Source organism: Vibrio sp. (assembly GCF_047973365.1).
Classification (GTDB): domain Bacteria; phylum Pseudomonadota; class Gammaproteobacteria; order Enterobacterales; family Vibrionaceae; genus Vibrio.
Genome location: NZ_JBKEBW010000165.1, coordinates 1 through 11,286, shown reverse-complemented (window position 1 = coordinate 11,286; position 11,286 = coordinate 1). Strand labels below are relative to the sequence as shown.

Genomic DNA, 11,286 nt, shown 5'->3' with positions numbered 1-11,286 from the left:
GCACTAAGAGAATGGCCATCAATTAAAAATGAATTTGAACCATGCATAGTGAAAACATGAGCCCAATAACGAACATGTTTTGTTGGGACAGAATATTTTTCAGCGAGCTCTCGAGGAGTGGAGCCATCAAGATACTTTTTAGCTACTTTGAACTTTAACTCGCGACTGTATTTGGACATAAATAAAAGACCCCCAATAATTGGTTGTCCAACTATTGGGGGTCACTTCACTCTGCGTGGGAATGCATATTTGACTAACAGAAAGTCAGATTAACTGCCTATTTTGGCTTTGGTATGCATTCCCACGGGGGACCGTGGGAACGATAACTCTTTAACTGACAGACATTAGGTTAAACCTCCCTTTTTTACGTTTTAACTGATGTGATTTGTTGTTTAATTTTTATCTAAGCGACTTGCTCCAGTTTGGTTTTTGTCTTTTTTGCCGCAAGTTCTGACGGTGTAAAATCATCAACATTAATGGTGTACAAGCGGTGGCCTTCGGCCTCGATTAAAAGCTCAGCTTCTTGCTCATTAATAATGTTGTTGGCTAATCCTTCTGCTGCAATCTTATCGAGTTGAGTGAATGGGTAGCGTTTCTCAAGTGCTTTACACACTTTATTGAATATAGGTTCAGCTTGCAGGATAACGCTGAGCGCCAGTTCAATACGACCTGCTGGGTTATGTGCGGTAGGAGCCAAGTACTGGTAGCGACCAAGGCGAGAGCGGGTTGCACTTGGTGTCTGTAGAATTTGCGCCAGTTTGCTATCCAGTTTGTCATTGGGTCCTTTACGAACGCGACCGAAAGGTAGCATTAAAACTCTTAACACTTTGCCGATTATCGGGTTCGGGAAGTTAACAAGGAACTCATCAATGGCGACTTCGGTTTGTTTCAAGCTGTCTTGTAAGCCCCAATGAACCAGTGGCAAATCCTCTATTGGACGATCATCGTTCTCAAAGCGTTTCAGGGTTGCAGAGCTCATGTATAGTTGGCTCAAAATATCGCCCAGACGTGCAGATAAGCGCTCTTTGCGTTTCAAAGAACCGCCCAAAACCGCCATCGATATGTCAGCTAACAGCGCTAGGTTTGCACTGTAACGGTTGAGTTGTTGGTAGTAACGCTGAGTTGTATCTTTGGTTGGTGAGTAAGAACCTAAACCATCGGTTAAACCTAACCAAATACTGCGAATCAAGTTGCTGGTGGTAAAGCTTACGTGGCCAGCTAATGCACTATCAAATAGTTCAACAGCATTAGAGCTTTCAGAGTGTGCCGCTTCCATCTCCTTTAGTACGTATGGATGGCAACGAATCGCCCCCTGACCAAAGATGATCATCGAACGAGTCAGAATGTTTGCGCCTTCCACAGTAATTGCAATTGGCGAACCTTGATAACCTCTGGCCAAGAAGTTTGAAGGGCCTAAACAGATACCTTTACCGCCAACAATGTCCATCGCATCAATGATTGAGTGCTGACCACGGTGAGTACAGTGATATTTCACAATCGCAGAGATAACAGAAGGTTTTTCTCCTAAGTCAATACCTGCTACGGTCAAATTGCTCGCGGCATCCATTACATAAGCGTTACCTGCAAGACGTGCCAATGGCTCTTCAATACCTTCCATTTGACCAATAGGTTGTTTAAATTGACGACGGATTCGAGCGTAAGCACCGGTTGCCAATGCGGCGGTTTTTGTTCCACCTGTGGAGTTTGAAGGTAGCGTAATACCACGACCAACCGAGAGACATTCAACCAACATTCTCCAACCTTGACCGGCCATGTCTGGGCCACCAATGATGAAATCAAGTGGAACAAAAATATCATTACCGCGAGTAGGACCATTCTGGAACGGGACGTTAAGCGGGAAGTGGCGATTACCAATTTCCACTCCTTTTAGATTGGTCGGGATCAGGGCACAGGTAATACCAATATCTTCTTTCTCGCCAAGTAGCTGTTCAGGATCTTGTAATTTAAATGCTAAGCCTAGTACGGTCGCTACTGGCGCAAGAGTAATATAACGCTTGTTCCAGGTTAGCTTCATACCGAGAACTTCTTTACCTTCCCATTCTCCTTTGCAAATAATGCCATAATCCGGAATTGAACCTGCATCGGAACCCGCTTCAGGGCTGGTTAACGCGAAGCATGGGATCTCTTTACCTTGAGCGAGGCGAGGTAGGTAGTAATCTTGCTGCTCTTTAGTACCGTAGTGTTGTAACAGTTCGCCCGGGCCTAATGAGTTCGGCACTCCGACGGTTGAAGATAGTACGCCAGAGACCCCCGTTAGTTTTTGCAGTACCAGAGATTGTGCGTAAGCCGAAAACTCTAAGCCGCCGTATTTTTTCTTAATGATCATGGCGAAGAATTTGTTGTCTTTTAGGTATTGCCAAACCTCTGGAGGAAGGTCTGCCAGTTCGTGGGTCACTTGATAGTCATTAACCATAGCGCAGACTTTATTCACCGGCCCTTCAAGAAAAGCGCGTTCTTCTTCACTTAACTGCGGCGCAGGAATGTCGTGCAGTTGCTGCCAATTCGGTTTGCCTTTGAACAGCTCCGCTTCCCACCATACCGTACCCGCATCCAAAGCTTCTTTTTCTGTTTGCGACATTGCCGGCAGTACTTTTTTAAATACGCTTAACGCTTTTGCGCTAATGGCCGCTTGGCGAATGGAAGGAACGGTAAAAAGCGCGATTGCGGCCAGGTATAAGCTCCAGCCGATTATGCCTACTGGACCAAATAGCGAGAGCACCAGCATAGTAATGGTTAGCGCGGCGAGTGATATGAACAAGGATATTCTGTGATACAAGCAAGCGCTTAGTACTGCGAAGAACCCAAGTGTAGAGAGCAAGATGTCCATGTTAATGTCCTTATAGTCATGCTGTATGTTTAATTGAGTTGTCAGCATTTATTTTTTAATAGTGGTCTAACCAGTAAAGTGTAAATGAAGTATTAATAAAATGTAAAACTCATACATGTTCAAAAAGTGATCTAAGTAGAGTGAATAGTTTAAAATGTGCTCTGTGACATAATTCCAGAGAGAGGAATATTGTTTGTGTCGTGCAATTATTGAGGCTTATCTATCGACAGAGTCACAGGTTTGGGTAAACTCAATAGTGTCCTAGCTCTCGAAGGAGAGAGCTCATCTGCCAGCAGATTTAAGAAGAGAATAACTATGTATCAGGATCTAATTAGAAGTGAACTAACAGAAGCCGCTGAAGTGCTGAACAAATTTTTAAGCGATGACCACAACATTGCTCAAATTGAAGCGGCAGCGAAAGTTATTGCTGATTCATTTAAACAAGGCGGCAAAGTTCTGTCTTGTGGTAATGGTGGTTCACACTGTGATGCTATGCACTTTGCTGAAGAGCTCACTGGTCGCTATCGCGAAAACCGTCCTGGTTATCCGGGTATCGCAATTTCTGACCCAAGCCACTTGTCTTGTGTGAGCAACGACTTTGGTTATGATTTTGTTTTTTCTCGCTATGTTGAAGCGGTCGGTGCTTCAGGTGATGTGCTGTTTGGTTTATCAACGTCTGGTAACTCAGGCAACATCCTAAAAGCGATTGAAGCGGCAAAAGCAAAAGGCATGAAGACTATCGCCCTTACTGGTAAAGATGGCGGTAAAATGGCGGGGGTTGCCGATGTTGAGATTCGCGTCCCACACTTTGGTTATGCAGACCGTATCCAAGAAGTTCACATCAAAATTATCCATATCGTGATCCAACTGATCGAAAAAGAAATGGAATAACTGATGATTATCGAGCTGATTTTTATCATAAATGATAAAAGTTAGCTCGAAATATGCTCGCTAGTCAGGCGTTTTAGGGTAGTAGGAGAGAAAGTTAAGATGTGTGAATTGCTCGGAATGAGCGCCAATGTCCCGACTGATATTTGTTTTAGTTTCACTGGCTTAATTCAACGTGGCGGCAATACCGGACCACACAGAGATGGTTGGGGAATCACGTTTTACGAAGGTAAAGGCTTTCGAACATTTAAAGATCCAAATCCGAGTTACCAATCCAAGATTGCACAGTTAGTACAAGAATACCCAATCAAAAGCTGCGCGGTGATAAGCCATATTCGCCAAGCTAATAGAGGCGGTGTCAATTTAGAGAATACGCATCCATTTACTCGTGAACTGTGGGGGCGCTATTGGACCTTTGCTCACAATGGACAACTCACTGATTATCAAGATTTAGCGACTGGTCGTCATCGACCTGTAGGACAGACAGACAGTGAAGCGGCTTTTTGCTGGCTACTTGATAAGCTAGAAAATCGCTATCCAGAACCACCTAAAGATATGCAGGCGGTATTCCGCTATCTCTCTTTACGCTGCGATGAGTTGCGTGAGAAGGGGGTTTTCAATATGTTGCTGTCTGATGGTGAATACCTGATGACATACTGCACTAATCATCTTTACTGGATCACTCGTCGTGCGCCATTTGGCCGTGCGGCATTACTCGATGAAGATATTGAAATCAACTTTCAGGAAGAAACGACTCCGAATGATGTGGTTTCTGTGATTGCTACTCAACCTTTAACCGGAAACGAGCAGTGGCAAAGAATGAAGCCGGGAGAATTCAATATTTTTCACTATGGTGAACTGTTCGAAAGTAACAGTGCCGATTTAACCGATGTAGCATTTGCTGCGCCTAAGCCAGGAAACCAAGCGCCTGGAAAGTCGCTTGAGTGAAAAGCTGAACATAAAAAATGAACATGAAAAAAGGGTTGATGCAGTATCAACCCTTTTTGCTCGCTTTAAATCTAAGCTTTAACTAGCGCTTATTCGCTAGCGTAACCGTGCATACCTAAAGGCTCGCCATCAAGGAATGCTTTACCTTCGCGCATTTCAAGTCTGTCTTCAACAAACCACTGAGTCACTAAAGGATAGATACGGTACTCTTGGTTTTGTACGCGCTCTGTCAGTGTTTCTACTGTATCTTCATCAAAAATTGGCACTTTTGCCTGAAGGATAACAGGGCCACCGTCGAGTTGCTCTGTAACGAAGTGAACACTAGTACCGTGTTCTTCATCGCCCGCATGGATAGCTCGTTGATAGGTATTCAGACCCGGATACTTAGGTAGTAGTGATGGGTGAATATTGATCATACGTCCTAAGTAGTGACGTACAAATTCACTACTCAGGATACGCATATAGCCCGCTAAAATAACTAGGTCAGGTTTATATTCATCGATTTTTTCCATTAGCGCATGGTCGTAAGCATCACGAGTCTCATACTCTTTAGGATCGACAAACAGTGCCGCTGCACCTGCTTTTTTAGCTCGCTCTAAGCCATAAGCAGTTGCTTTATTCGAAAAAACAGCCGTTACTCTGCCTTCACTAATGCTTGACTCACAAGCATCGATGATCGCTTGTAAATTGGTACCATTTCCTGAAATTAAAACAACAATACTCTTCATGAATTAATTGATCTCTACTTGCTCTTCACCAGCTTGAGCGGCTGCAATTTCACCGATAACCCATGCGTCTTCGCCTTCTGCTTTCAGCAGGTTAACAGCGGCTTCAGCTTGGTCTTGTGGAAGGGCAATGATCAAACCAACACCACAGTTAAACGTACGGTACATTTCATGGGTATCAACGTTGCCTTGCTCTTGTAGCCATTTGAAGATCACTGGCCATTCCCAGCTGTTGCCATCAATAACGGCTTTAGTCCCTTCTGGAAGTACGCGAGGGATATTTTCCCAGAAGCCGCCGCCAGTGATATGAGAAATCGCATGGATATTATGTTCTGCAATCAGTTTTAGACCTGATTTGATGTAAATCTTAGTTGGTTGAAGAAGGTGTTCACCGATTGTTTTACCTTCAAGAAGTGCGTTCTTGTCTGCGCCAGAAACTTCTAGAATTTTACGAACCAGAGAGTAACCGTTTGAGTGTGGACCGTTAGAGCCAACAGCGATCAGCGCGTCGCCAACAGCCACTTTAGAACCGTCGATGATATCTTCTTTCTCTACCACGCCAACACAGAAACCTGCTACATCGTAGTCTTCGCCTTCGTACATTCCCGGCATCTCAGCCGTTTCACCACCGATTAGAGCGCAGCCAGCTTGAACACAGCCATCGGCAATACCAGAAACCACGTCTGCTGCTGTATCAACGTCTAGTTTGCCTGTTGCGTAGTAATCTAAGAAAAACAGAGGCTCAGCACCTTGTACAATCAGGTCGTTTACACACATAGCCACTAGGTCGATACCAATGGTGTCGTGCTTTTTCATATCCAAAGCAAGACGAAGTTTAGTACCAACACCGTCTGTACCAGAAACAAGGACAGGTTGTTTGTATTTAGTTGGTAGCTCGCACAGCGCACCAAAGCCACCAATACCACCCATTACCTCAGGGCGACGAGTACGCTTTACAGCACCTTTAATTCGTTCAACAAGCGCATTGCCTGCATCGATATCTACGCCAGCATCTTTGTAGCTAAGTGAAGTCTTGTTACCGCTCACGGGGAAGTTCCTCGGTTTAGTTGGATATGAAAACGGCGCTATTCTACAGGGCTTAAAACAAAAAGGAAAACGTTTGCGTCAGTTTTTTATCGCGATTTTTGGTCGGTAAAGTTGAAAAAATAGGTGTATAATCCCGAGGTTTATTTAAATTGTGCCGGAGATGGAAATGAAAGTTGTTGAAGTTAAACACCCTCTTGTTAAACATAAAATTGGCTTGATGAGAGAAGGTGACATCAGTACTAAGCGCTTTCGTGAGTTAGCTACAGAAGTAGGTAGCCTGCTAACTTATGAAGCAACTGCAGACTTTGAAACTGAGAAAGTAACCATTAATGGATGGAATGGTCCTGTAGAAGTTGACCAAATTAAAGGTAAAAAAGTAACGGTAGTGCCAATTCTACGTGCTGGCTTAGGCATGATGGATGGTGTATTAGAGCATATTCCTAGCGCTCGTATCAGTGTGGTCGGTATTTACCGTGATGAAGAAACTCTAGAGCCAGTACCTTATTTCAACAAACTGGCTTCAAACATTGAAGAGCGTATTGCACTGGTTGTTGACCCAATGCTGGCTACTGGTGGCTCTATGATCGCAACTATCGATCTGTTAAAAGAGAAAGGCTGTAACCAAATCAAAGTATTGGTGCTTGTGTCTGCACCGGAAGGTATTGCTGCACTTGAAAAAGCTCACCCAGATGTTGAGCTTTACACGGCTGCTATTGATGAAAAATTGAATGACAAAGGTTATATCGTTCCGGGTCTTGGTGATGCTGGCGATAAAATCTTCGGTACTAAGTAATCACTTATTACTGACTATCAATAACAAAGGGAGCATCTCGCTCCCTTTGTTATATTTCATTATTTTTTCAGGCTGAGTGTGCCACCCGTGCGTGGAGTATTTGAGGGTTTAGCGCCTTGCCTTGGTGTTGATGGCTTAGGTTTTCGTTGCTGACTATTCGCGTGCTCAGCTTTACCTTGGCTTTCACTTCTCGCTTTTCCTTTCTTTGAGTTAGGAGCATGGCGCAAGGTATCGGCATTGTGACCTTGATAAGTTTTGTCTTTAGAAGAACTCGATCTCTGGTTTCTGCGAGCTTTTGAGTCGCGGTTTTCTTCTCGGCTATCGAACAGTTTCGCATCTGTCGCTTTGCGAATATTGTGTCCTTTAGCGTCAACGCGAGAAGCTTCTTCAGTACCGGTTGATTCTTCACACATTGCCAGAATGTCTACCACTTCAGCATCGGTTAAATAACGCCACTGACCATTGGGAATGCCATCCAAAGATATGTTCATAATGCGTACGCGGCGTAACTTGAACACTTCGTAGCCGAGCGCTTCACACATGCGACGAATTTGGCGGTTTAATCCTTGAGTCAAAACAATACGGAAGGAAAATTTAGTTTCCATTTCGACTTTACATGGCAAGGTGACGGTATCAAGAATTCTTACTCCTGAGGACATCTGCTTGATGAATTCAGGCGTAATGGGTTTATCAACGCGAACTACATACTCTTTCTCGTGGTTGTTCCCTGCACGTAGAATTTTATTCACGATGTCGCCATCGTTAGTTAGGAAAATCAAACCATCTGAAGGTTTATCTAAGCGTCCAATCGGAAAAATTCGACTTTTATGACCGATAAAATCGACAATATTCCCCGCAACATCTCGTTCAGTAGTGCAAGTGATACCGGTAGGTTTGTTGAGCGCGATATAGATAGGTTTTTCTTTGCTACGAAGTGACTTGCCATCAATCAGTACTTCATCATCGTCACTTACTTTGCTTCCCATTTCTGGAATTTTACCGTTAATAGTTACTCGACCTTGGTCAATGAGCTTATCGGCTTCACGACGAGAGCAGTAACCTGTTTCGCTGATGTACTTGTTTAGGCGTTTAGCTAGAGATTGTGACATGTTGTCTCCTGTAACGTTTCACAACGGCTTTTGATTGTAATGCTCTTAGTCTTCCCTCTAATGAGGGGGAGTAAAAAGAGTAATTAATTAGGGGCGCATTCTAGCAGGTATCATTTGTTAGCCAAGACGTTTCTGATGGCGCTCGCGGTTTTCATTTTTCTTCTCAACACTTTTCTTAAATAAAACATACAAAGCACCAGTACCACCATGAAAGCGTTGTGCGCTGTGAATGCACTGCACTTCTTTTATTTGGGTTAACCAGTGAGAGACAAAGCTTTTCATCAATGCTGGTGGGTTGGAACGCTCGCCTTTGCCATGAACAATGATGACAGTGCGAATATCCATCCGCATACATTGATTAACGAATGCGACCACTTCATCGCGCGCTTGCTTGAGAGTTTTTCTGTGTAAATCAAGGCGAGCCTGAATCGGGTATTTACCCAAGCGCATCTTCTTGTACACCCCGTCCTGAACGCCATTACGCTTAAATTCAACGTGGTCGTCAGGTTTTACCATGGGTGCATGATCTATCGAAAGGTAATCCGGGTCATTATCTGAATGGCTAATTGCCGCTTCGCGTTTAGCTAACTGTGCATCAGTCACCTGATGAGATTTATTTAGCTCGGCTGTATCTTGCTTGATGGGTTTTACGTCGCCCATCATTTGATGAAATAGTTCGAAATCATCTTGAGACTCAACGTCATCGTTAGACATAGTGCTATCTCGAATTAATCATGGAATGTCAGAAGTATAACAATCGAGGCTGCTCAAGCAACCTGTTAAGTATGAAGAATGAAATTGAGGTAAACGAAATAAAAAACCGGAGCTGACAAGCTATCAACTCCGGTGCAAAGCGTGATTCTATTTAAAAATAGACGCTAAGCGATCTAGTGAGGAGATTTGTCGTTCAATACTTTGTAGATGAAATAGCTGCCATAAAACAGCATTAGCTCTATAGCGCCGAAAATGACCAGCATTGAAGATAACCCAACTGCATTACCGAAAAGGAGATCTAACCATAAGTCCATCGTATTTCCTCTCAAAGTGCTTGAAGACAATAGTTAAGTTAAATTCTGGCTAAAAAAACAACACTAATCTGGATCAATTGTGATTGATAGGTTGTGCAAATGTTTCTATGTGTGTGTATTTGGTCACGTTTTATGGTTGTTTGATGGCTTTTTAATCGAACAAACTGATTTTATGAAAAACTTAACTAAATGACTTGCGTAACTATTCAGAATCCGTAATATACGCATCCGTTCCCATTGAACGGAACAATCTCGGTGAATAGCGCAGCTTGGTAGCGCATCCCGGATTTTGGAATTAGCGGACCAGAGGGTGACCCTCTAGACATTAGATTCCAGAGACAATACAGTTTCGGTGAATAGCGCAGCTTGGTAGCGCATCTGGTTTGGGACCAGAGGGTCGGGGGTTCGAATCCCTCTTCACCGACCATATTTAGAAAGCTCAGCAGAAATGTTGGGCTTTTGTCATTTTTGGTATATTGCCAATAATTTAGGATAGAACGAGCTTAAAAAAACTCGCAGTTTGCTTTTTTACTTCGGTTTTGTTGTGAAACCTTGAAGCCTTTCTGTTCCAGCAATTCAATAAAGTTTTGTTCACCGATTAAGTGTAAAGCGCCAACGATCATCACGTACTGACCTTGTTGTGTCGGCAGAAATTTCCCAGAACTTAGCTTGTTCGCCCAATCTTGGTTACGGCTGATGACAAATGCTTGCTCCATTTCTGGCGACATCTCAGTAAGATGCATCATCTTTTCTAGGTTTAACTTATCTCCGGCTTTCCAACTCTCGATCATGCAGTGTGTCATTGCCTGGTTACTTTCCCACTCGTCAATAATACTCACTAACAGCTCTTTGCCGTCTTCGGGTTGGTGAGTGAGTAAGTCGATTTGAAATTGCATGGTTTCTAAAGGCACCAATGGAACTTTAGCGTCAGCCGCTTTTTGCATGAGATGGAGATCAACACCATCTTGTGTTTGGTAGCCGAGCTTTTGTAATTGTAAGAATTGCAGTGATAACGCTGCGCTCCATGGTGGAAGTTGATGGATTTGCTGAGCATTAAGCCCAAGCTCATTGATGATTTGGTCAAGATTGAACAGTTGCTCCTGATTCAGCACTTGAGCGGCTTGCTTAGACGCTGGCGGGTAGACGATGTTCTGTTGATTGGTGGTATCGGACTCAACAATAAGTCCATCACTTTGGCTTAGCGCTTTATAGATCTCCTGTGGTAAAGGAAACATGGAAGGTTCACCAACGTGGACTGAGCCGATGATGGTGAGGCTGACTTTGTCGTTTGTTGCTTTCCAATACAAAGGCTCTGCATGAGCAGAGAAGATAACGAAAGGTAGCAGCCAACCAAGAGTATGAGTAATTACAGACATGCTGTATTCCTTTGCTGATTCTAAATTTTCCCAATACTATCTAAGGATAAAAACCTTAATTTAGAATAGATTAGCTCAATTGTTCTAATTACGCTTTAATTAATACTCAAGATTCGCTGGCTGCCTTTCGTTGCATTGACTTATTTCGATTGGTGAAAGCGTGTTTTAACCAGTCTTAATCTATTCGCGTTACTTACAACGGTAATGGATGATAATGCCATTGCTGCGCCTGCCACTACAGGGCTAAGCAAGAATCCAAATGCCGGATAGAGTACACCTGCGGCGATCGGAATACCAAAGCTGTTGTAAATAAATGCGCCAAGCAGGTTTTGCTTCATGTTCTTAATTGTCGCTTGTGACAGTTCGATAGCACTGACGACCGATAGCGGTGAGGAATTGAGTAGCGTCATTTGCGCGCTCTCTATCGCTACATCACTGCCGCTACCCATTGCAATACCGATATCAGCCTGAGCAAGGGCTGGTGCGTCGTTAATACCATCACCGACCATGGCTACAACTCTGTT

General features: G+C 43.6%; 11 protein-coding genes and 1 tRNA gene. 4 read left to right on the top strand and 8 right to left on the bottom strand.

All coding sequences use genetic code 11. The annotated features are described in order from the left end of the window. Positions 1–403 precede the first annotated feature (403 nt). Positions 404–2,848: an acyl-CoA dehydrogenase FadE gene (gene fadE, locus ACK5MF_RS18960; protein WP_416924076.1), complete on the bottom strand. Its 2,445-nt coding sequence runs from the start codon at positions 2,846–2,848 to the stop codon at positions 404–406. A gap of 315 nt (positions 2,849–3,163) precedes the next feature. Between fadE and lpcA the strand changes: the two genes are divergently transcribed. Then, a complete protein-coding gene (lpcA, locus tag ACK5MF_RS18955) occupies positions 3,164–3,739 on the top strand; it encodes a D-sedoheptulose 7-phosphate isomerase (protein WP_416924075.1) in 576 nt (191 codons plus the stop codon). A 99-nt stretch (positions 3,740–3,838) separates the two neighbouring features. Further along, the gene (locus ACK5MF_RS18950; RefSeq protein ID WP_416924074.1) at positions 3,839–4,684 is read left to right on the top strand and encodes a class II glutamine amidotransferase; all 846 of its coding nucleotides are present in this window, start codon (positions 3,839–3,841) and stop codon (positions 4,682–4,684) included. An 89-nt stretch (positions 4,685–4,773) separates the two neighbouring features. Here the strand turns inward: ACK5MF_RS18950 and purN are convergent, their stop codons facing one another. Then, the gene (purN, locus tag ACK5MF_RS18945; protein WP_416924073.1) at positions 4,774–5,412 is read right to left on the bottom strand and encodes a phosphoribosylglycinamide formyltransferase; all 639 of its coding nucleotides are present in this window, start codon (positions 5,410–5,412) and stop codon (positions 4,774–4,776) included. A 3-nt stretch (positions 5,413–5,415) separates the two neighbouring features. Further along, complete coding sequence (gene purM / locus ACK5MF_RS18940; RefSeq protein ID WP_416924072.1) at positions 5,416–6,456, bottom strand: phosphoribosylformylglycinamidine cyclo-ligase; 1,041 nt, start codon at positions 6,454–6,456, stop codon at positions 5,416–5,418. A 166-nt stretch (positions 6,457–6,622) separates the two neighbouring features. On the opposite strand from purM, the gene upp reads away from it, so the two are divergent. Beyond that, the gene (gene upp / locus ACK5MF_RS18935; RefSeq protein ID WP_165312063.1) at positions 6,623–7,249 is read left to right on the top strand and encodes a uracil phosphoribosyltransferase; all 627 of its coding nucleotides are present in this window, start codon (positions 6,623–6,625) and stop codon (positions 7,247–7,249) included. A gap of 59 nt (positions 7,250–7,308) precedes the next feature. Here the strand turns inward: upp and rluF are convergent, their stop codons facing one another. The 3 genes from rluF to ACK5MF_RS18920 all read right to left on the bottom strand — a co-directional run bounded on the left by rluF (position 7,309) and on the right by ACK5MF_RS18920 (position 9,386). Next, positions 7,309–8,358, bottom strand: coding sequence for a 23S rRNA pseudouridine(2604) synthase RluF (gene rluF / locus ACK5MF_RS18930; RefSeq protein WP_416924071.1), 1,050 nt, complete (start codon positions 8,356–8,358; stop codon positions 7,309–7,311). Between the two features lie 117 nt (positions 8,359–8,475). Beyond that, positions 8,476–9,072 carry a DNA endonuclease SmrA gene (smrA, locus tag ACK5MF_RS18925; protein WP_416924070.1) on the bottom strand — a complete coding sequence of 199 codons (597 nt, stop codon included), beginning with the start codon at positions 9,070–9,072 and terminating at the stop codon, positions 8,476–8,478. 173 nt (positions 9,073–9,245) lie between these two features. Further along, positions 9,246–9,386: a DUF3149 domain-containing protein gene (locus tag ACK5MF_RS18920; protein WP_416924069.1), complete on the bottom strand. Its 141-nt coding sequence runs from the start codon at positions 9,384–9,386 to the stop codon at positions 9,246–9,248. A gap of 350 nt (positions 9,387–9,736) precedes the next feature. On the opposite strand from ACK5MF_RS18920, the gene ACK5MF_RS18915 reads away from it, so the two are divergent. After that, a tRNA-Pro gene (locus ACK5MF_RS18915) sits at positions 9,737–9,813 on the top strand. 76 nt (positions 9,814–9,889) lie between these two features. Here ACK5MF_RS18915 and ACK5MF_RS18910 read toward each other — a convergent pair. Both ACK5MF_RS18910 and ACK5MF_RS18905 read right to left on the bottom strand, forming a co-directional pair. Beyond that, positions 9,890–10,762, bottom strand: a complete 873-nt coding sequence (locus tag ACK5MF_RS18910; RefSeq protein WP_416924068.1) for a TraB/GumN family protein — start codon at positions 10,760–10,762, stop codon at positions 9,890–9,892. Between the two features lie 140 nt (positions 10,763–10,902). Continuing rightward, a partial coding sequence (locus ACK5MF_RS18905) for an HAD-IC family P-type ATPase (RefSeq protein ID WP_416924067.1) occupies positions 10,903–11,286 on the bottom strand: 384 nt, incomplete at its 5' end.

Bases quoted from the DNA above. Each gene is read 5' to 3' on its own strand.
- lpcA (WP_416924075.1), top strand. From the start codon at position 3,164: ATGTATCAGGATCTAATTAGAAGTGAACTAACAGAAGCCGCTGAAGTG.
- upp (WP_165312063.1), top strand. From the start codon at position 6,623: ATGAAAGTTGTTGAAGTTAAACACCCTCTTGTTAAACATAAAATTGGC.
- rluF (WP_416924071.1), bottom strand. From the start codon at position 8,358: ATGTCACAATCTCTAGCTAAACGCCTAAACAAGTACATCAGCGAAACA.
- ACK5MF_RS18950 (WP_416924074.1), top strand. From the start codon at position 3,839: ATGTGTGAATTGCTCGGAATGAGCGCCAATGTCCCGACTGATATTTGT.
- ACK5MF_RS18920 (WP_416924069.1), bottom strand. From the start codon at position 9,386: ATGGACTTATGGTTAGATCTCCTTTTCGGTAATGCAGTTGGGTTATCT.
- ACK5MF_RS18910 (WP_416924068.1), bottom strand. From the start codon at position 10,762: ATGTCTGTAATTACTCATACTCTTGGTTGGCTGCTACCTTTCGTTATC.
- fadE (WP_416924076.1), bottom strand. From the start codon at position 2,848: ATGGACATCTTGCTCTCTACACTTGGGTTCTTCGCAGTACTAAGCGCT.
- purN (WP_416924073.1), bottom strand. From the start codon at position 5,412: ATGAAGAGTATTGTTGTTTTAATTTCAGGAAATGGTACCAATTTACAA.
- smrA (WP_416924070.1), bottom strand. From the start codon at position 9,072: ATGTCTAACGATGACGTTGAGTCTCAAGATGATTTCGAACTATTTCAT.